General features: G+C 53.4%; 19 protein-coding genes. 9 read left to right on the plus strand and 10 right to left on the minus strand.

Translation table 11 applies throughout. The annotated features are described in order from the left end of the window. Positions 1-4: 4 nt before the first annotated feature. The gene (locus GSQ77_RS06135; protein WP_158900089.1) at positions 5-916 is read right to left on the minus strand and encodes a hypothetical protein; all 912 of its coding nucleotides are present in this window, start codon (positions 914-916) and stop codon (positions 5-7) included. Between the two features lie 190 nt (positions 917-1,106). On the opposite strand from GSQ77_RS06135, the gene GSQ77_RS06140 reads away from it, so the two are divergent. Beyond that, the gene (locus GSQ77_RS06140; protein ID WP_158900091.1) at positions 1,107-1,481 is read left to right on the plus strand and encodes a hypothetical protein; all 375 of its coding nucleotides are present in this window, start codon (positions 1,107-1,109) and stop codon (positions 1,479-1,481) included. Between the two features lie 171 nt (positions 1,482-1,652). On the opposite strand, the gene GSQ77_RS06145 is transcribed toward GSQ77_RS06140, so the two are convergent. From GSQ77_RS06145 to GSQ77_RS29910, 6 genes are all read right to left on the minus strand, one after another. Continuing rightward, positions 1,653-2,030: a hypothetical protein gene (locus GSQ77_RS06145; RefSeq protein ID WP_158900093.1), complete on the minus strand. Its 378-nt coding sequence runs from the start codon at positions 2,028-2,030 to the stop codon at positions 1,653-1,655. 243 nt (positions 2,031-2,273) lie between these two features. Then, the gene (locus tag GSQ77_RS06150; RefSeq protein ID WP_158900095.1) at positions 2,274-2,648 is read right to left on the minus strand and encodes a hypothetical protein; all 375 of its coding nucleotides are present in this window, start codon (positions 2,646-2,648) and stop codon (positions 2,274-2,276) included. A gap of 159 nt (positions 2,649-2,807) precedes the next feature. Then, entirely contained in the window at positions 2,808-3,257 is a 450-nt protein-coding gene (locus GSQ77_RS06155) for a hypothetical protein (protein ID WP_158900097.1), read from the minus strand. An 85-nt stretch (positions 3,258-3,342) separates the two neighbouring features. Continuing rightward, positions 3,343-3,546: a BPSL0761 family protein gene (locus tag GSQ77_RS29750; RefSeq protein WP_367889649.1), complete on the minus strand. Its 204-nt coding sequence runs from the start codon at positions 3,544-3,546 to the stop codon at positions 3,343-3,345. Between the two features lie 47 nt (positions 3,547-3,593). Beyond that, complete coding sequence (locus tag GSQ77_RS06160; RefSeq protein ID WP_254067464.1) at positions 3,594-4,265, minus strand: HAD domain-containing protein; 672 nt, start codon at positions 4,263-4,265, stop codon at positions 3,594-3,596. Positions 4,266-4,393: 128 nt separating this feature from the next. Then, entirely contained in the window at positions 4,394-4,987 is a 594-nt protein-coding gene (locus GSQ77_RS29910; protein ID WP_367889650.1) for a DUF6471 domain-containing protein, read from the minus strand. An 853-nt stretch (positions 4,988-5,840) separates the two neighbouring features. Here GSQ77_RS29910 and GSQ77_RS06165 point away from each other — a divergent pair. The 6 genes from GSQ77_RS06165 to GSQ77_RS06190 all read left to right on the plus strand — a co-directional run bounded on the left by GSQ77_RS06165 (position 5,841) and on the right by GSQ77_RS06190 (position 14,743). Further along, positions 5,841-7,178: a hypothetical protein gene (locus tag GSQ77_RS06165; protein WP_158900099.1), complete on the plus strand. Its 1,338-nt coding sequence runs from the start codon at positions 5,841-5,843 to the stop codon at positions 7,176-7,178. A gap of 859 nt (positions 7,179-8,037) precedes the next feature. Continuing rightward, the gene (locus GSQ77_RS06170; protein ID WP_254067497.1) at positions 8,038-8,910 is read left to right on the plus strand and encodes a TnsD family Tn7-like transposition protein; all 873 of its coding nucleotides are present in this window, start codon (positions 8,038-8,040) and stop codon (positions 8,908-8,910) included. 37 nt (positions 8,911-8,947) lie between these two features. After that, positions 8,948-10,450, plus strand: coding sequence for a hypothetical protein (locus GSQ77_RS06175; RefSeq protein ID WP_158900103.1), 1,503 nt, complete (start codon positions 8,948-8,950; stop codon positions 10,448-10,450). Then, positions 10,447-11,283 carry a hypothetical protein gene (locus tag GSQ77_RS06180; protein WP_158900105.1) on the plus strand — a complete coding sequence of 279 codons (837 nt, stop codon included), beginning with the start codon at positions 10,447-10,449 and terminating at the stop codon, positions 11,281-11,283. Before GSQ77_RS06175 ends, GSQ77_RS06180 begins: the two co-directional genes overlap by 4 nt. After that, on the plus strand, positions 11,276-13,528 hold the full coding sequence (locus tag GSQ77_RS06185) for a hypothetical protein (RefSeq protein WP_158900107.1): 2,253 nt from the start codon (positions 11,276-11,278) through the stop codon (positions 13,526-13,528). Before GSQ77_RS06180 ends, GSQ77_RS06185 begins: the two co-directional genes overlap by 8 nt. Before the next feature lie 570 nt (positions 13,529-14,098). Further along, positions 14,099-14,743, plus strand: a complete 645-nt coding sequence (locus GSQ77_RS06190; RefSeq protein WP_158900109.1) for a hypothetical protein — start codon at positions 14,099-14,101, stop codon at positions 14,741-14,743. A gap of 319 nt (positions 14,744-15,062) precedes the next feature. On the opposite strand, the gene GSQ77_RS06195 is transcribed toward GSQ77_RS06190, so the two are convergent. Continuing rightward, positions 15,063-15,842, minus strand: a complete 780-nt coding sequence (locus GSQ77_RS06195; RefSeq protein WP_158900111.1) for a hypothetical protein — start codon at positions 15,840-15,842, stop codon at positions 15,063-15,065. Positions 15,843-16,140: 298 nt separating this feature from the next. Between GSQ77_RS06195 and GSQ77_RS06200 the strand changes: the two genes are divergently transcribed. Both GSQ77_RS06200 and GSQ77_RS06205 read left to right on the plus strand, forming a co-directional pair. Then, positions 16,141-17,385, plus strand: coding sequence for a hypothetical protein (locus tag GSQ77_RS06200; RefSeq protein WP_158900113.1), 1,245 nt, complete (start codon positions 16,141-16,143; stop codon positions 17,383-17,385). A 12-nt stretch (positions 17,386-17,397) separates the two neighbouring features. Beyond that, on the plus strand, positions 17,398-17,844 hold the full coding sequence (locus GSQ77_RS06205) for a hypothetical protein (protein ID WP_158900115.1): 447 nt from the start codon (positions 17,398-17,400) through the stop codon (positions 17,842-17,844). Between the two features lie 170 nt (positions 17,845-18,014). On the opposite strand, the gene GSQ77_RS06210 is transcribed toward GSQ77_RS06205, so the two are convergent. Further along, positions 18,015-19,076 (minus strand): AAA family ATPase, encoded by a 1,062-nt coding sequence (locus GSQ77_RS06210; RefSeq protein ID WP_158900117.1) that lies wholly within the window; start codon positions 19,074-19,076, stop codon positions 18,015-18,017. After that, complete coding sequence (locus GSQ77_RS06215; protein WP_158900119.1) at positions 19,061-20,623, minus strand: ATP-dependent endonuclease; 1,563 nt, start codon at positions 20,621-20,623, stop codon at positions 19,061-19,063. Before GSQ77_RS06215 ends, GSQ77_RS06210 begins: the two co-directional genes overlap by 16 nt. Between the last annotated feature and the right edge of the window lie 341 nt (positions 20,624-20,964).

The raw sequence follows: 20,964 nt of genomic DNA on the forward strand, positions 1-20,964 counted from the left end.
AAGGTTATAACTTGATGCCATAGTGAGCGGCGAGTGCCTCAGTAAGTAACTTGCCGCCAGTCGAGAGTCCGATGGCCCAGACGCCGTCGACGGCTTTCCCTGCCATCTTTGCCATCCACGACCGGACCTTTGGTCCGAAGCGCTTTTCGGCAACCACCGTAGCGGCGTCGTCCTCGCCCACGGCTGTCTCAAGCTCCGCGATATCCGTATCGTGTACACCGGCTGTTTTCAATGTCGAGGCGAGCGATTTGAAGTTGCCTTTCGTCACGGTATTGACTATGGTCGCCGTATTGCTGTCGCCCACGATAATTGTTGTGTTGTCACCAAACATTGATGATGCGAACAGGTGCGGCATGTCTATGCCCTTTGCGGCTTCCTTCATATCGTCTTCCTTTGCGTCGCCAAGCTCATTTTGAAGACTGAGCACGAAATCCAACAGCCGGGTGCGAACTTCGATGGTCGCGCCCATGATTTGCGTTGGTTCCATCTGTACCCACGCGTATTCAACATGGGCATTGCTCCAGCCTTTGCTTAGCTCTGGATACAGCGATGGCGTAATGGGATGGACTATGTGAGCGTCACGCTTCGAAATCCATTCTTCGAGTACGTGAACCGACTCACGCAATTCACTCGTCGAGAGCGCCTTGCGGGTCGTTTCTGCGAGGTGTCCAATTGGCAATATCTGAGCCGCGTGAGACCAAGAACTGTTTCGAAGATTGCCGACAACACGCACAGGAACCACGCGATAGGATGGTAGGTCGGTCCCGGCGTCGTAGCCTTTCATTTCGTTATTTAGCCAATCGCCAAGCTCTTTATGGCCCATCTTGTTCATGACCACTTTCGTTTTCAGCATCGCATCAGTGAGCGAGCCGTTCTCGCTACTGAGTAGCTCCACAATGGCGTCGAGTAATTTCATTTTTCACTGCCTTGAGGACTTCGGTCGCCACGAAACGGGCGTTATTGGTGACATATCGTACTCGATGCCGCGTTAGGCGCGATAGTAAGTTGCGTGCATTGGCAGCGGCGGGAGTGAAATCAATTGCAACGCTCAGCCCATTTGCGGGTCAGACATTGACAGGGTGCATAGAGCGTCCAATGGGTGACGCATGACCGATAACGAGATTGTCACGAATAAGACTTTGAACGGCTCTTTCGGCATCCTGCGTCAACGAGCGCTGGCCGCGATGTTTAACCGGGCTGGGCACATGGTGGGGCCTATTGAAGTATGGGCAACGCTGGTAACGATAAGCGGGTCTTGGGACCGCGCATGGTCGGCATATAAGAGCATTGATGTCCTTCTAGTACAGGTGAGGGCGCAAATCCCGGTAGACCGTCAATCGGTCCGTGCGCTGACTGTCGATAGGGATCAACTCCGGCGCGAGTTGGCGGGCTATGAGGGCGATTTCGAAAGCGAGTTACTTTTAGTATTGGGCCGCCCGTCATGGCCGGATGTCAAAATTCTTGAGGCGGCTCTGCTATGACAAAGCCCGCAATCAATTGCGGATGCTCTGGCCCTTTTTTGTTTATACAAAATCGTGGTAACTAATGAGATGATTTTGTTATAACTCAAGCGGGTAGGGCGTTACGGCGGTTATTATGAATCCCGGCCCCGCCGCAAAGGGCTTCGTGCTTTTCTGACAAGGCTCCCAGATTTACCGGGACGGTAGGTCGACGGCACGGGAGTCGGCCTCCGACATGATTTGCCGGGTTCGCGACATGAGCCACGCGATTTCCGCGGATGAGAAATCCCACGCGCCGGCGCGGACTTTGTTTTCGACACCCATCTCGACCCGATGCAGGGCTTCATCAAAGCCCCATCCTTTGGTGTCGATTTTCCGCTGTGTGTAGACCGCAAGCTGTTGCGCCACGTCTTCGCACGCGTCATACCTCTCGTACAGCTCATCAGGCGTCAAACCAGAAAAGTATCGGTCGCCGACCTTGCGCAGCAAGAGCTTCGGGTTCGAACCTGCGAGTGAGCCCGCCAGCATTTCCCGAGGAAAATCTTCCGGCACAACATGTTCGTCTGTCATGGCAGTTCTCCTGCTGAACAGTGAAATTACGCGGCCGGGACAAATAGGTCGTGCCCGGCCCACGCCCCGAGTATCGCCAGCGGGCCGAGGTCTGAGAGCCATTTCTTCAGAGCGTGGCCATAAATGATGACGCTCTGATGGATGATTTTTCCGAGGAGCGTGCGCGTCGCATCAAGGCCGTATTGACGGCTATGATGGGAATCACGGTGATGTGAGAGGAGGCTTCCGCATCACCAACCTCGATCAGGTCTCGTCACCACCGGCGTCCCGCGACCCGATGTTGTGCTGCTCGCTCAGCGGCAGGTCTCGCCGGCAGTCGGGAACGAGTGCCGTGGTGATATCTGTCCACTGCTCAATTTTCCAAGCCTTCGCGGCATAGAACCAAACGTATTCAGCGTCTTTGTCCTGACCCGCTGGTCCGACCAGGCGATACGTGCTGCCGCTGGTCGTCACGCCGGTGCGCGTGACCGGATCAAACGATTGAATTGGTGTGCTCACGCGGCCATCGCCGTCGACCAGATTGAAACCGAGGAAGTGGCGTGCTCCCGAGCTAGTCTCCCGAATAGACCAGCGCCCGAGTACGACGTCGCTACCGCCTATTGCTGCGTAAAGTGACATATCTGCACCTCTCAAATCAAATGCGTCTACAAATCAATCGTCAAGGCTACTCAGGTGCAACCGACGGTCGACGCATTCTTGGTTAGCGGTAGCGTCATTTCAATGCGGTGATGAAGATGACGACCGGCTATCAAACGAGACATGGACTAGGCCAGGGCACTATCTGGTTCCAGCCAAAAAATCGAGCCAATCCCACGCGTAGGCACAATCCATGGGCTCCGCGTCTTCTTCAATTACTGGTTGCGTCGAATATGCGAGTCGTTTTCTGAACAGGCTATGCGCGGGCTCAGGTATTTCCCGGAGGCGCACGTACGCGAGATTACCGGCGTTGCGGATGGGAACGTCGAGTGGTTGCGGGCGCGGAGGCAGTCCCTCTTTCCCGGTCAGCCCGATGGCAATCGCTCGGGCAACCAAATCCCAAATGGTCGTTGCGAAGCGTGGGTACCCGTGGAGGGTTGCTGCACCGAGGTCGCCCAGCACGTCTTCGTGTAGTTCGACCTTATAGTCCGCGAGTGCGCCGTTCTTCACTCGACCAATCTTTGCTGTTGCCAGCACTCGGCGACCGTTGTCACGCCCACCAGGCCAAAATTCAACGATTACCTTGAGCATATGGTGCGCCTCGTCACTGATGATGATCGAGCAATTAGCGAGCCTTCAATATCAGACTTTGGAGGTTCGGAATCTTCCATCGCGCTCAGCGCTGCTTCGGAGTAGCCCAAATGCCCGGCAGCGCGCACGCGGACACGGCCAGATCTGCGTCCAGCGGATAGTGTCTGAGAAGGCCGGCCGCTACTGTTTGAACGAGACCTGGGATAGTGATCTCCTCAGCAGTCGCGAGTATGCGCAGGAGATTGCGAGTCTCTACGACTGCCTTCGTACGCTGATCGGGCATTGTCATTTCTGTGCTCCCATGTTCTCAACATGTGCTGCACCCCATCCGACACGTCAGGCATGACTGGGGCTGCCGTCCTCGCGTACATCGAACAACCACTGCCGAATGCGCTGCTGGACGTCTGCATCGCTGATGCCGCGCGCCGAGTCGAGGAGAATGAAGTTTTGCGCCAGCTCGCCGGGCTCGCGGCCGAAATGGTAGGCACCATATGCGGAGTCGTCGATTGCGAGCCATTTCTTCAGGCGGTGCCCATAGGCATAGCTGGCGATGACATACGTTCGCTCGGAGCCATTTAGCACATAGCTCAAGCGCGGCTTGATATCTTGCGTCGTGCCGACGACTCGCCGAGCCAGGCCTGCGGGTAGATACGAAATGACCTTCTCCGTAGGCAGTTTTTGCAGCCATGAGGTCGTGAGGATGATTTCCACGGACGGGTACGGCTCGAGCAGTGCGATAAGCAGCGGCGCGTATTCGAATAGCGGCCTGCCAGTATCGAGACTCACGTGACCATCCGTGTCGATAACAGCGCGGCCATCGTGCAGCGTCCCATCGAAATCGATGAAAAGTGTCGGGGCATCCCGGTGCGGTGCGAGCGTTTGAAGTTCCATTGGTCCATCCCAGCTTTTCGGAACGGTGTTGTCCTGCATCTCGGTGAGCTTCGACAGGAAACTCCTCGCATGGAGCGCCGCCGATACGCGGTTGTTGAGTGCCGTGGCGGTGCCCACCACACATACCAGACGTTCTCTCGGAACCCGACGAGAGCATCACATGCGATTAAAAATCGGCAATAAAAATTGCTCAATTAGAATTCTAGTTTGCGTTGGAGAAATGGCAAGGACATCTTCAACCGGAGCTACTCAGCCGCGGTATTGGCCCGTGTGATTGCAGCCGAAACGAGGTCCTTATACTCCACGTAGTTATCCAAGCTTGAACTGCCAAGTGCGACGAGACACTCGAGAAATGACGGGAGGGAGAGTATTCCGCTCGATAGGTGGGAGACGAGAGTTTTTTCGGTTAGGTCGTCGCCGAGTAGGACCAGTCTGTGTGCTAATTCGGCGAGGGTTACAGTTGGGTGACGTGATAGCTCTGCGGAAACAACCGCTGCGGCACGGTCTTCCCAGGTTCCGGTTACCAAAAAAGCCGATTCCCACAAGTGCGGTACGTCGGCGTCAGTTGCGGAGATGATTTGCAATAGCAACGCCAACTTAATTCGCCCGCGGGAGACTCGCGAAGCAAGTGATCGCTCGCTCTCTATCACCCCCAACATGGAGAGCGCATCGGATAGTACTGCGTAACTAATGTCCTTTCGCGCGAGCACAACGCGAACAACGCGGGAAGCTAGGTTAGCCCAGGGCGTATCTGCTTCGCTCACAAATTTCCTTGTTTTTGGAAAAAAATCGACTAGTGTAGAAGACAGTAAAGATCGCCGAATAAGAGTTGGCTGCACGCCGTGTCAAGCCTCTCGCGATGACTCTCTGGATTGCGGAGTATCACGGGATTCTAATGAGCGCGGCGTGAACTGCCTAGATAGATTTTGTTGGAAATTTTTTTGCCCGCTGTCCATTTAACCGAAATGAATTCGTGATGGTCAAGTGGATGGGACGCTGACGCTGGAGGGTGAATTTCGTGTCTGTTGAGTCACGACACAGAACTTGTGGTTTTTTGCGGCGGAGATTCGATGGTGATGGTGTTGCGATAACGAGGCGCTGCTGCAAATCGAGCGCGCGCTTGCAGCTTACCGCTGCATCGGTTAATATCGCCGTCGCTCAACTTGAATCGAAGTTGAGTTGGACGCAAAAACAGCATCATACCAGTAGAAACTAGAAACTGATAGCGAAATATACCAAGAAATAAGCAATGTGCCAACTGGCGGTGGCGAGCCCGAGCAAACTCGGGTCTCTGCCCAAACGATACCGGAGAAAGCGTTCACGAGCAAACAGACAAACTAATTCCTCTGCTACAAAAAACAAAAGCCAAGGTGGCAACCTTGGCTTCCGTATGGTGCGCCTCGAGCGAGACACCCCAGTGCTTACGCGCGCGCAGGGTCTCACAACGGGCACGCCGTGTCAACCCCTGCCCGATTGCTTTTTAAAGCATGGGCCTACGCGAGCAATTTATGTCGACGACCATCAATAACGTCGCTGCTGGACTCTGTCCGAATCTCAGTGCTGAATTTGAAATCCGGGACCTAGCGTCCTCGACTCTCTGCCGGACTGCTGTATCGGTTGGCCGTATCGGATACGGTTCGCCGTTGCTGATCGTGTCCGACAAAAAGTCGACTATTGCAGGTAGGACGGACCATGCAAAACAAGGCCGATAACCTAAAAGAGGCAACCGTCCCGTCTCAGGCTCGTGTGATTGTGCGCGCGACTGACGAGTCATCGCAGTTTTCACACGTCGAGACCTGGGAGGTCTCTTCCGTTATTGACGATAACCCGTTGGTGCGTTCGTATCCTATCCGGCCTACTTCCATTGAAGCGGATCACGGGCTTCGTGTGGACGGCGTCGTCGCGACCAACCAAGCGCGTAACCTGTCCAAGACCGAAAAGATCAGCGCCCTTAAGTTGGTCGACACGAGCTTCTATCCGACGAGGCTCGAATCAGCGCTACACGCGGATATTCACGACGCGGTATTAACCACTTGGTCAAAGGTGAACCCACTTAGCGCTGCGGCCGTCGCGCGATATCACCAATTCGGTAAAGCGATAGAGGCTGGGAAACTCAGCCTCATGCCACGGGCCTGCGAGGCAGGAAGAGGTCTAACTCTGTGCTCTGTGACCGGATCTAGTGGAAATCGGTTGGCGCTGCGGTCGTCCCATCTGCTAGGCAACAAGTTGGAGTGGTTGCCGGTCGAGGCAGATAGGAAAATCCCGTTTTGGCCAGCGATGGTTGTGCAATGGCCCCTATGCGGAACTCTTGAACAGTTTCACGCGAACTTCCTTGCTGCATTCGACGCACATGTCGATGGTCAATATTTTCTCACAAACTTTCGACAAAACGCGAAGGCCCAGCGCCGTTCTGTATACGTGGTGGGACTCGCAGCGTTGGCCAACGTTGGAGTTCTCTTTGTTACGGGGGCGTGTGCAGCTAATTTCGACTACAAAAAGTCCATAAAACTGCTGAGTTTCTTAAATGAGTTCATGGCGAGCTCAGGAATCTCTGTTGTCTTTGTATGCACGGCGCCCGTATGCGACCAACTGCTATACACGGGAGGAATTGGCGCGGCTCTGATGTCAGGCGGTATCGAAGAGCTCAATTGGTTGGAAATCAAGAGCGAGTTTTGGTCAGATATAAGCCTTCGTTACTACAACCAAAGTTTGATGTGGAAGCCGGTGACGCGTGTTGCTGAAGATGTAGCCCAAGCTGCGGCCGCGTGTTCGCGTGGAAGTCGAGACATTCTCGGAATATTTTACCGCCAGCTGCATGTAGCAGCTGTGCGCCGTGATGCACGGGAACCTTCGGAAGAACTCCTTAGCGATGTCAAGGAGACGGTAAAAAGACAATCAAGACAGATGCAATTCGCCGCGGACGAAATCGCGTCTGGAATACTAAAAAAGGGGAAAGTTAACTCTGCCAACCTATGGGGCGACTTCATGCCACTCGATAGCTACCGCGCCGCGAGGGCTCTTGATGAGTAAGCGGATCCACGATAGGGAATTGCTCACTGCTCAGCGCGGAGCGTCCCGAGCCTTGCGGATAGAGCCAATCATCCCTGGGCAAACAATACCCAGTTTTCTCGAGCACGCTGGACTCATGGCGGGATACAGGTCGCTGCGTGCGGTTTTGATTGAAGATATGGGGCGGTGGCGGGCGCCCCTTGAGGGAATGCCTACACCACTGATACCGCTTTGCGATGCGCTGCCTGATAGTTTGGGGACTCCGCAAAAAGTGCTGCGCGAGAATACACATTTTGCTTATTGGACCGGCGGTACGCCGGCAGATGCCGCGAATCGTATATTGCGTTACATGATGAGCGGTGGTCACGGTCCAATACGACCGACACAACTGCCTTTGCTCTTGGGGCAAAGCCCGTTTGAAAGACTGCACTGCCCGGAGTGCGAACTCTTGCATTTGCGACAGCATGGCTTCGCGCCGACAATGCGGACGCATATCGCGCCATTCGTGGCGGTATGTCCTGTCCATGGGGCCGTGTTGTTTGACGCCCATCAGAAAGCCGTATTCAGTTCGCTCTGTAGGACATTCACGAGTGCGGATCCGCACCATCGTTCGATGGAGTATGCGAGGCGGACTATGGATTTGGTCAACCGAAATCTCGATGGCCAAGGACCGGCGGAACAGTTCCGAGAGTTGCTTCGTCAGAAAGGTTTCTTGACCGAAACGCGTCACGTACGAGTGAGATCCTTGCTCACTGCGCATCATGCTTTCCACTCCCAGCCCTTCTGCGATATCAGACTCAATCACCTATGCCATCACGACGCACTTCTGACCTCGGCAATTAGAAAACTGATAACGGGAAAAGGGAGCGCGCATCCAGTGATGCTATGCCTCCTTTGCTGGACGTTATCTGAAGTTGTAGCGCCTCACGAGCAACCTGTGAGAGCGGCGAGCAGGCGTCCTCTCGATAAAGACCAAGTATATGCGGCGCTTGCCCAGCACTCAACCGCATCGAAAGCCGCTCGTGCGCTGGGCGTTGGGGCAACGACCTTTCTAACTCGAGCAACTGAACTTGGGTGCACTGTCCGCCGAAAGCCGAGCCGCCTCACAGACGAAGTAGTGGACGAAGTAAAGCGAAGGTTTGCCAAAGGCGAGCGCATCGAAGAAATAGCGACCAAAACCGGCATTTCCGTTCCGAGCATCTATCGAATCATTCGAGGCAGTGGGCAACTAGCGTTGCACCAACAAACCATACAGGCAGAGCGCGCTGATGATGCCCGTAAGCGTTGGCTCGCGATGGAGGACGTTAATCCGGCAGCGTCTTTGTCCAAACTTCGGACCATGGCGCCCAAACTGTACGCGAGACTCTATCGCTCGGACAGGACGTGGTTGATCAGCCACGGAGTAAGGTCAACGAGGACCGGTGCTCAACGCCGGCCTAGAGCGCATATTCCGGAACTGAAAGCTCGCGCGCGCAGAGCAATAATCGAAACCGCGACGATATCGCCGGTGCCGAAAGCTTCTCGCTTTACCGCCAATGGCGTCTCGGAAAAGACAGGATTGTCACCGTATTACCTCAATAACTGCGACGGGAAAACGGCGCACGTGCTGCGTACAGTCACCGAGACCAGGTCGAGCTTCGTTACGCGACGTCACTTAGAAGCGGAGAAAATCCTCATGCTTGAGGGTGACGATGCCCCGTTTTGGAAGGTGTCGAAGCGTTCCGGTCTCCGATGGATTGCTTTGGTCGATTGAGTTGAGAAATTTACATTACGAGAGAAACATACACGAGATGAGCGGTTTAGCCTTCAGTGCCTTTGCATCCCCTATTTTTCCGACAGAATCAATTGCCAGTTATCTGAGCCACGCGCTCGTATTTGCCGGTGACAACGCTCAGAACTCTTATGCCACTGGGAAAAATCACCATCAGGCCGGACGTACTTCGCATCTCTTACCATCGCGTTTGCGAGGGCTGGCCGATTCCCTCGCGGGTGGATTAACGGACATCACTTCGCTGCTCGATCAAAACACAATGTTTCCGGCCATGCGTCTTTCACTTTCGGTAGATGACGTCGGCGTGCTGAAAAGCCATTTCTGCGATGCGCCTGTTCCAGGCATCGGGACGATTACCGGAATAGCATATCGGACCCTTCGCCGCGGATGGGACGTCGGAATTTGCCGCGATTGCTTTAACGAAGATCTTCGTGACATAGGTCGGTCATTCCTCCGAAGGGAGTGGGCATTGGCAACACTGGCCGTATGCACAAAACACAAAAGTACACTATGGAAGCTGTGCAACGAATGTCGGCACGGTATCAGAGTCACCAGAAATCTTGGTCTGCTTCAAAACAGGTGTCTTTGCGGTTCGAATTTGAAAGAACGGTTTCGGTTCGTTGATTCTCGCGACATAGACGGCGAGGTGCGAATTGCTCGGTCGCTGAACATGCTGACCGGCATGGGTAGCAACCATGAAATTGATTCACGGCACACGTACCACGTACTCAGGAAGAGAGCCAAAGAGTTAAGCCTTATCGGAAACCGAGGAGTAAAGACGAGGGACCTCGAAAACTTTGCTAAAGAAGTTCTCGGAGACGCATCAATCGCTCGGCATAAGCTGCATTGGGGTGCCGGTGGCGCGGTTGTGCGGATGCTCGGGCGGCGGGGGAATTATCTTCGAAATCCGCTCCACCACTCGCTGTTGGTCGCGGTGCTCTTTGGCAGGCCCGAAACGTACGTGCACGAGGTGGCGGCTGCTCGAATGCTGTCAGATGAGGAACTGGATTCGCTGCCCCAGCGACACCAGGTTAGCCGTCGCGGTGCATCAAATCGTTGCCCCCCTGTCTCGGTGGAGTTGTATCGTCAAAAGGCACTCAAATGTTTGGGGGAAAGCCCGTGCGCTTCCAGGCGCGAAATTAAATTTGAGTTGGGCAAGTACGGTTACGGAGTCCTCTATAAACATAGTCGTAAATTCGTCGAGGCTCACTTTCCACCACCAAGCCGCGGTCCTCACGAGCCCAAGCGAATCACGGAGCGTCAGCTAGCATACGACGCCGAATTTGCGAGCGAAGTGCGTGGTCGTCGTGCGGCGTTCGGCGACAAACTCCCTCCTTATCGGCTTTCGCGGCAAAGACTCACTGAGGGAGTCAGAAATGCCTCCATTTTTAATGCCATCAAAAAGCGGTTGCCTCTGACTGTACAGGCGCTTGACGAGTGCACGGAAACTACGGAGGAATACGCGCAGCGAATTGGACGACGGCGGAAGGATTTGTCATCAGGCCGAGAGGAAAAGTCATGAAGATTTTCGAGATGCCACGATGGGCACCGCTGGACCCGACGCTAGAAATTCCAGCAGCCGACTCTCGCAACATTCGATACGATATGGAGTGTCCTAAAGAACCAACCGACAGCAAGCAAGGCCAATCCGGCGTGTATTCTGGCCTGAAAGGGAATTTTGTCTATCACTCGCAGACCGAGTACATCGCGCTGCACTTCCTCGATTTCAACTCGAATGTCGCAGTCATACGAACCCAGTATCCATTTTATGACGAGGCCGAGTTCGCACGACGTTACACGTCTCGAGCGAGCATTCCCCCAAATTTCGCCCCAACGATTGACATCGATGTTGGCGTGGTTTTACCGGGTCGGAGGGACCTCCATCAGCATGGCGTTTCGTGCAAAGAAACGGAATCTGATTTCGAGAAAAAAGATGCTAAAGCGCGTGCTGGTCGCGAGTTGGCGTTCTATACCCGTATTCGAGGGACCTGGGAAAGCGTCGTCAAAGCGTATTTCCCGGAGACGGAGTTAGGCAATTACATGTTCATAAAACGAAACATCTTGCACACGGACATCCACGAAGTGCAAGGCGCTGCGTTTTCTGTGGCCGAGACGCTAAAAAAAAGTAAGGCGCGCGGTACTTTGCGAGACAAAGTAAATCGAGTCGCTCGTCGGAGCGCGATATCACCAGATCATGCATTCCGTCTTATTTGCGTCGCCATTTATTTGGGTCATCTTCGGATTGACCATCGCTATTCCTTCGAAATGGATTCCCCTTTTCAGTTAGCCTCAGGCAACGTGTATTTGTTCGCGAATGAGCCCGAGTCGCTGCCATGGGGTTTCGAAGATGAGTGACTGCGCAAACGACACGTATGAGCCGTTCAAAAGATTCTCTTTGTTCCGTGCGCTCGACGATCCACCGGGGCATTTCTGGCGCTATCTTGGCTGGAACCAGGATAGTGACAAGATTGCAGTTATGAGGGTGGAGAGTGATGCTGTCCTTCCCTCTTCGCGAGTGCCCGTCGTTTGGGATCGGCAGCGGACGATGGAAAATTGGAAAGACAAGTGGGAAATTGTCAGCGAGGTCGTCATGCCGGTTTGGATGCAGCGGTGGGACGACACGGTACATAGCAAAAAAAATGATCTGCGGAAGCTAGAGCGTGATGCTCGTTGGCAGAAAATCGGCGCAATGGTAGTAGTGGGAAAAGACAGACTGCTCTTCGACTCCAAATATAGGATGGAACTGGTCGAACAGGCTGCAAAAGTGGCAGCCGTCAGTAAGCAAAGGATTTTGCGTCTTCTGACTGTCTATTGGTGGTTCGGCGGTGACAAAAAGAAAGCAATGCTTCCTCTGCGCCCAAGGCAGGGAGGGCCCGGCGCTATGCGGATTGATATCAATACTGCGAAGCCAGGCGCAAAACTGTCCACCCTAATTGAGGACCCTGATACCAAGCTGCGCGGTGTCAAGATGACGCGAAGAAGGTACGATCAGTGGAAAAATTTCCTTCTTCGCCGTGCCGAAGAGATTCACAAATCAAAAGGCAAAGTGGGACTGGCAGGTCAGTTCACAATCACCGATTTATGGGAGGAATTCAGAGAGACTGAGTTGGTACAGAAAACGAAGGTTAAGGGCGTGTTGCAGAGCTATCCTATCGCCGCTCGGAAGCTGCCGCGACGGCGACGCTACATCGAGACCGGCACTGACATTTTTCGGCAGTTCGTTTTGAAGCAATATTTCGACGGCGAATATGATTGGGATGCCGCTCGAGCGAAAATTGGCCACGGCACTGACGGTACTCGAGGGCGCATCGACGTCTATGAACTGGACGGCGTCAATTTCAACGCTCAATTGCTATGGGGGCCAGACCTGGTGCTAAACCGTGTGGGGAAGGCGACAGTCGTTTTCGCCGCCTGCCAAAGGAGCACGGCCATCGTGGGCATCAATATTTCGATTCAGAGCGAGTCAGCGAATGCCTACCGAAAATGTCTGTTCAACGCGTTCACGCCGAAAAAGGAAATGCTGCGACGACTTGGATTGAGCGACCTCGAAGAAGGCTTTGTGTATGGGCCATGCGACGAGGCGGTCTTTGACCGAGGCTCTGGCATCGCCAGATCGATCCGGAAACCGCTCAGTGAGGAGATGAAGGTCGGGGTTCGAATCGCGCGGCCAAGGAAAGGTCGAGATAAACCCCTGATTGAAGCTATCAACAAATTTATTCAGAAGGCGCTCTCAAGATTACCAGGCTTTTATCAGAGGTCGAAGACGTCCAATGACAAGGATGCCAAGTCCAACAGCGAACGGTGGGCGTGCATTCAATTCGAGGAATTCGTTAGGCTTGTGCTCACCTTTGTACATGATTGGAATACAACCAGAAATATTTTCGAGCGGTTACCCGAGCATATGGTGAGGGCAGGAGTGGGGACGACGCCACGGGCCTATTTTCAAGAGCTTCGGAAGGAGCGTATGGCTGATGCCGCAATCGAATGGATTCCAAAAGATATCTATAGACGGCTTCTCGAAACAGTTGTGCTCCCGGTATCGGAAGGCACGGTCACATATAAAGGCGCTACCTTTCGATCAGATGCGCTTGGTGCGCTTTGGCAAATGACCAACTCGACACCTTCTGGGCGAGGCGAGAAGCTGGAAATCAGAGTTAAGCCACACCCCGACACAAACCAGTTCCTGATTTGGGAACTTGACGACGGTGGGATGAAGATTCTGCGGATGATGCGCGAGTCCCGCGAGCATTACGGCAAAAATCCGTGGCTCATACATGACCGGATTAAGCTGCGGGGGAGCGCAAGCAAGTACGAGACCGAGGTGAATGTTCCGCATAAGCAGCAACTGCCAAAGCGCCGTCGAGAAGCCATGGCTATGGCGGCAGGCCTAAAGCCAACTAAGAAGAAAGTCCCAGGAGCGAAGGCAGCTACGCGAAAAGATGCGGTCGACGCCGAAAAGCGCGCGGACAACGCGACCGCCCAAGCTTTGTTCGGTGTTGGCGGTGACGACGCGGCGCCTGTCAGTGGCTCATCGTGGAACAAGAAGCTCCCTGAATTTTATAACCCTGACGAAGACCGACGATTCGTTGGGGACGCTTAGGCTCTGATCGACTAACCGAACGCCACGGAATATCTCATCCGTGGCGATTCTTTGCGGAAGAACTGGCGATGCTTCCTTAGGTTGACTCGCTTAGGGCGTTGTGAGCCCTGGCGTTAATGGAAACTGATAGGTTAGCTACCAAAAAGCAGACGGCGTTTGCGTCGATAGGGTCGACGGAGGAATCGTCACAGGGTGCCATGTTGGTCGTGTGGCAGCAGGTTTTTGATTTTATTGAAAAATTAGTATGGATTGCCAGCGTTAATCGAAATCAGCGTCAGCATTAACGGAAACTGATCGGGGTCACCAAGTGGTTCTTCACAATAAAGATGCGAATTGGCCAATAAAGTTGCCAACGCTCTTACGACTAACGTGACGAAATGGCCGTCCAGCCAGTTGATCTCACCCACAGACGCTACGCGCTGCTAGCCGCTCCGAGCACCGATAATTCGGGGCCGATAGTTTTCACACTGCTCGCTTGCGACAGGAAATAATGTGATAAAGCCAGTGTGGCACTCGGCACTACCTCCCAGCAGTCCCGGCACGCGGCGTCTGCATCGAAGCAAGAAGGTGATGCGAGACGAAGCACAACGGCCGGACGACCAGGCGGTAGCGTTCTACGCCTCTGGACTGGACGCTTTCTACGCAACGGGGCTTGAACAAGACAAAAGCATCTTGGCGCTGTCTGCCGGCGGCATCGGGTTACTGATTACCCTGCTGACGACCGTTGGTGTTACTTCGCTCTTTCAGTTGGCGGGCTACCTATCCGGTATTAGCTGCTTCGCAGTCGCGGTACTACTCATCCTCGTTGTTTTTGCAAAGAGCAAGAAACACATAATCGAGGTTGTCTCGAACACATACGATATCGAGAACAGAACGCTCCAACGCCTCGACAAGTCGGCTATGCTCTTTTTTGGGCTCGGCGCAATGTGCTCAGCCCTTGTCGGCGTGTCCGCCGCACTCTATTCGTACCACCAGCCCAAGGACAGTGAAATGGCAGACAAAAAAATTACTAACCGCTCAGGCTGGGTAGCCGTTGGCGACAGCGCAGAAGGCATTCAGAATCTGCGGCCTGACGTTTTGAAGCAACGTACGCAGCAGGCTGCGTCGATTGAGGCAAAGATTAAATCCGGCGACATTCCTATTTCTTCGTCACGCACCGCCGCGCCCACGCCTGTAGCGTCGACTGCGAATAAACCATCGACAAAAACCAAGTAACGTAGCCGAACATTTGGGTTACAAAATGGTCCAGGCCTCAGCGTCGAGAAGATATTTCGAGGACGGGCGGTTCACCAGCGGAGAGCAGAGTAGTGTATGAAATCGCAATTATGTGACGCCACATCATAAGCGGTGAATTATTTTTCGCAAGATTGCGGTGCGAATTCGCTAAATTTCTGTCGCGGCGCAAACTTTAGCTCTTCCCATCTACCGAGGCAAAGGGTACATCTCCAGCTTCGTTGGGAGGGTAGTTCGCCATCGTCGAAGACATAGTTAAGCGGGAACTGATCGCTTTCGGAGGTAACCTACTTGGAAGCTGTTAATACCGCGGCGAGATTCTTTGTAGATCCGAGCTGAGGGCAATGTTATGTGCGATCGCCAGGTTGCTAATCTGCAAACCTACAGACTTTCTCAGCGTCGCAAGTGCGTCTCTGAATTGGCACCACCCAGGGTCATTGGAATCGCACCGCAACGTTGCAAGGTTTGTGTCTTCGACGGCATTGAAGAAGACATGAATGGTCTTCGTCAGCACAAGAAGTATCTTTTCCAAGGGTTCGCCTTCAGGCAATTCAGACCGAAGATCAACAAGTCGCGTCCTAACCTGGTCGAGTGATGTGCGCACCCTGTCCGGAAACTCCGCATCGAATGTCACCCATAATGAACGGCGGTCCTCAAGCGCCGCTATGACCTTCCTGGCCATGGCCGGTTGCATTCGGCGAGATTGGATCAATTCCAGGCTTCTAGAGTATCCCTGCGTGCGAACTTCCTTGATCATGGCCTCATGATCTCGCTTCCACTGGCGCAGCAAATCAGCAGAGTGAGGTGAATCGTCTTTATCGACGATGTCACCGCATTCGCGGCATAACCATAGGCCGTTCGTGATCGCCTTTCGTTGGGCAACAGTTTGGTCGGGGTTGAACCTTGGCCCTTTTATGGCTGCTGCGTGGATATGGGCAGCGTGTCCCGTTGTCAGACATTGCCTTTCATCGGAGTGCGGTCCCGCAGTCAGTTTCAGGCAACCGGGGTTGGAACAGAAATGCGCAGCTCGTATAGCTAGCGTTCGCTTTGTTGCTGGGGAGAAATTATCTCTGGGAGACATTCTTGATCGTCATGGATGGCGGGATTTAGATGATACTTGAATGACGAAGATCGACTGTCCGATCACCCAGCCTCTATCGTATGACGATCGTGCGCAGTCCGTGGTGAATATAATGCTTCGCAGGAATATGGTCTAAAACAGGTTTAGTTTGACGATGAATTTGATATGAAGATTATCCGCAGACGTATGGAACTTATTCAAGTCTAGATAATTCTAGGTTACTATGAATTTAATTCAGACCCCTTAAATTTTGGTTTGAGGGTTTGGATTCCATACGCCGACTAATTGGAGATTGCTCGTGACATCCGCTGAAAATTCGTCTAACGGGCTGTCTCCAACGATTCCGTCCTCCGTTGCTCCGAAAGCCGTAGAACCCGCCAACAGCCATCTGGAAAGTCTCAAGGAAATTCAGGCAATATTGGCCGCGTGCAAGATAGAGCGGGCGGCTATCGAAACTGCGAGAGATGAGGCGCTGAAGATCCGTACTGAGGTTATCGAGCTTAAAGATCAACTCGTTGTTGAAAAAAACGCACTTGAAAAACTGAAGGAGGCTGCTGAAGCTAATGCAGCCGGTATTGCCGGCGAATTGCTCTTGATTACCGCGACCAAAGCGAAAGCCGACTTAGATGCCAAAGTTATAGCTGATGCCAGCACGGCAGTCACTACAGTAAAAGTGGGTGTCGATGCCAATGCGGCATCCATAGCCGATATTAATACTGCTGTTGCGACCGCGAAGGGGCAGGCTATCGCGGATGCGAAGAATATTTCCGATACTGCAGCTATGCTCAGCGTGACAACAGCTGCAGTCGACGCAAACCAGGTTAAAGCGGCTCAGGCCATGGTTGCGATAGCAACTGTTCTAGAGACTGTCGCGTCAGAGCAAGCGAAGGCCGCCGCCGCTGTTGCGACTATCGAAACCGCAAAGAATGGCGTCGAAGCTGATGCGAAGTCTGCTAAGCAGGAGCGGTTGGAAGCTGAGAGAGCCCGAGTGGCAGTAAGCACGGCTAGCGAGGCAATCCAGTTGGTCTCATTAAAAATAGAAGAGTTGAAGGCTGAGGCGCAAACAATAGCTTCAGCGATGAATGTTGAACTGGAGGGAGCGAAAAGCATTTGCGCTGCCGTGCAAACGGCGGCACATGAGGCCAACTCCCTGAAGCAGCAAGTGGAAATCGAGCGCGACCAGGTGTCGCAGTTGGGGGGGCAAGTAAAGGCTGCTCAGACTAAGGCCGACGAAGCCGCTAAATGTGCGGCAGAGTCTTCTGCGGTAGCGGATGCAGAAGCCAAGAGGGCTCAGGAAGCGCACCATCTCAGCACCACGGCTGGTCTAGCGGGCGCATTCAATCAGAAGGCTCAAGAAAGTAAAAAACGCGGCGGCCTTTGGGCGTTGGCCTTGGGCTTGTCGCTAGTGGTTGCGGCGGGCATCGGAATATTTAGGTTTCAAAGTCTCACCGCATTCATTATCACAAAACCCGAACCGCTGGCGATGGCAGCGGAAGTTGTTCTGGCGTTTCTCGGTGTCGGACCACTGGTCTGGGGGGCTTGAGTCGCAACGCGGATGGTTTCGAAGAGCTTTGCTCTAACAGAGGATTATGCCTACAAGGCAGCGCTATCGAAGGCGTATGTGGGGTTCAGGGAAGAGGCGAAACATCTGGGGGATCCCATCTTTGAACAGCGGTTATTTGCCGCCGCCGTGACTCAGTTAGACGCCAATCCGGTAAGGCTGCTCGATGCTTCCCATCCTGGATCTCCGCTACAGGACCTGCTCCAGCAACCATTCATCCAGCAAGCAATGACCGAGTGGGGGTTTAAGAGGGCGTTGGTTGAATGGTTTAATGCGAGATTCAAAACTAAGATCGTTCTACCTCAGGAGAATCCACCGCCGCCGCCGCTTCCACAGTTGGTTGCTCAGGCGGTGGCGATACCTCCCGCAACCGTTCCCGCAGTCATCCCGGCGGCGCCACAATTGCCCGTCGCTATTCCGGGCGCTGCGACAGTAACTTAACCCGCATCTGGAGATGCTCGGTTGATGAAGTTCGTAGAATGGCGCTCGTTGAAAACGGTAGGTTGGAACCGACGTTCACCGGTACGTGAAGATTCGTTTGAGCATAGTTCGGAAGTATTTAGTTTCACTACGATTGGGTCGATACCTCGTTCTACCGTCCTCGTTGAACCTCAAGCTATCATCGCATGGCGTGCCGGCCGAGGGGATTTAAAATTCTTGAGAAGCGAATCAGGCATGACATGCATATCTCCTCGCGTGCGTGAGCAAGCCACGTACAGCTTGTTTCTCGTGCTTGGACTTGCGCTCGCCAGATCGCCGGCGACGAAGTGCTTCCAGGTCTTGGGATTTAATACGACGCAGACGTTCTCGTAATGATCCAGTCCTTTCGACGCCCCCCAATTCTGCGAATAGCACCCATACCGATCGTGCTCCTGTAGAAAAAGTTTGACCGTGGTTGGCGAGGCATAAAGCTCAGCAGCCTCTGCTGCATCTCGCACGATCGATACTTTGCTCGTACGGTCGACTGCGGGATAGATGTCTACCCCGATATGCTCGCGGATAAACGAACAAACCGTCGTACTGCATCGGTGGCTGGCAACCAGCGATGTTACGTCCACAAACAGTCCGGCCTTCTCGAATCGGCTTTTGTAGCGGTCATAGTCGTCATGCAGGCTCTTATTCACGTTGCCATCTAGGCTTGTAGAGTACGTGTGCTGATAAAAATCACCCACGAGCAGTACCTTCACGTTTGCGCGAACAATATGCATCAGCAGGTCAAAGTCGTGACCGCCCAAATCTTGCACCTCGTCCACGTAGATCCGATCGAAATACCGCTCAAGCCGTCGTTGTAATTCAGGTATGCAACCCATCACATCCATTATTTTGGCCAAGCGCGCGTGGAAAATTCGGCCCGATGCATCGACGTATCTGCCGCGATTTTTCAATGTTTGGCGAGATGAGTAAGGTGATGGCATTTTGAATGAGATACCCTTGGTCTTCATTTGCATGAGCAACAAGGGGCGATAGCAGAACGAGTTAAGGAAAGTGAAGTACGTGCTGACAGTGAGGTTCGGAGGCAAGTACCCGAACTTAGCTACGATGCGCCGGCGGAGCTCGGCTTTGTTGTTATCGGTATATGTAAGCAACAGTGCACGCTGCTGGATGTCGAGTTCGCTGACGAGCCGCGTTGTTTTACCGGACCCCGCGACGGCGAAAATTACGCTCTTATCCATTTGATCGCATCCTGAATGTAAGAAGGCGCGACCAGTTCCGTCTCTTTTTTCTGCAGCAACTCGAAAGCAGCATCGGCTTTGTTAGCCAACATGTAGTCTAGGGTCAGCAGTCTTCGGCGAGCGGTTTGGAAGAGACTTTCGCAGGTGGCTTGGTTGTCTTGGTAAAAGCAGATTTCAAATGTGCTTCGCTCGGGATTCTCGTCCGCAAACACCTTCGCGTGCGGCATAACATGGTCTAAGTAGTTGTCAACGCAGTTTTTTTGGTAGTCCCCGTCGTTGTCACGAAGAATTGCCGTCTTAACGCCAATCAACTTTGCTAGGTCGAGGTAGCGCTTGAAGCTTGTGCCGCCCACTGAGATGACGTGAACTTTGTCGCGCTCGAGTGTCGAGTCGGAATGCTTGCGGTAGAGGGCGTCCAGAAGAATGAACTCGGCATCTCCCTCGACCAGAATCACCTTGCGCGATAGCGCGAACTCCAAAACATTATTGTCCGGCGCCTTCATGAAGAACTTGGCCGTGTCCTCTGGCAGATTTTTCAGCGCCGCTGGCGTCTCCGTTACCCCGAGCAATAACGTCTTACGCAGATCTAGTCTCGATGAAATAAGGCTGCTATGGGTTGCGATGAAAAGTTGTTTGTTCGATGACTGCGCGATTCTCTCGATTAATTGCTTCATGGTAGAGTGGCTCAGGTGATTCTCGGGCTCTTCGAGGAGCAGCACGTCTAGCTGGTTCTCGCCCCCCCTTTTGCTAAGCGCAAACTCGGTCTTAATGAAACACTGGCGACCCTTTCCCTTACTCTCAATCGAGATATCACCCTCTGTAATGACGAGGTCTGTTTCAAGGTTGGATTTTGAACTGGTGCGAACAGCAAACTGGTAAGTCTGCAACTTACCATTCAAGTCGATCAGATGGATATTTCGGAACGCTCCCTTGCTCTGCCGATAAGCATTCTCAAGCTTGCTTCGATGACGCACATCGGTATTTAGTGAGAACACTGAGCGCGTGTATTCGCGTGCCGCGTAGTCATTGTCGATGCGCGAGCTGTCGATGGACAGGTGGCGAACATGCTTTTTGAGACTTGAATATGCTTCCCCAGCGAACGTGGAGAACTGGATTCCATAATACTCGTAAGGAAAATTGGAGGGGTCTTCCGCGAGTGCCTCGGCAATGTCCTTGCTAAAATCATCAAGTGGCGTGAACGTCATCCGGAGACCATCGCATTCAATGCTCTTGGAATTGACCTTGCCGTTCAGACCGGGGTTTTCGCCGGTCGAAAGATAGACCTCGACGAAGAGTTCGGGTAAGCGGTCCACCGTCCTAGCACCGCCGCCGAACCTGTCGATGGCGCCGCGATGCAACAACGTCTCCAGGCCGATCGTATCGATTTTGCTGCGGCTTGCGCTAATCACAAGATCCAGCGCAAGCAGCACCGAGCTCTTGCCTGCTTCATTGTCCCCAATGAGCACATTGAGTGCCCCATTGAACTCAAGCTCCAGGTAGCCGAACTTTTTGAAGTTCGAAAGGATGATTCTCTCGACTGTAGGCACTTGCTCTCCAAATGGCGATATGCGGCCGTATCTTGATCCACCCAGAATATATATCGTCCACACATTAATGGGCGCCGCGCCCCAGTTAGCCAAAATCCTTTCAAACAGCTACGGAGGCGCTTCCATTTCATGACCGCAATAATCCATACCCGCGTTTCGCAAAACCTGCCCGAAGGAACCAGTTACAGCTGTCAATGGACACGCCTAGAAGGCTTCATGTGGGCGATAAAGACTCGTCCGGGAAAGACGCGCCCTCACTATAAAGAAGTGAATTGTAAGTAGCACGGGCATCGTAACCTGAAAGCTGTTCGCTGGCTCAATGTTTGGTCAGCGCGGCTCCC

It is taken from the genome of Burkholderia sp. L27(2015) (genome assembly GCF_009765705.1).
Taxonomy (GTDB): Bacteria; Pseudomonadota; Gammaproteobacteria; order Burkholderiales; family Burkholderiaceae; genus LMUX01.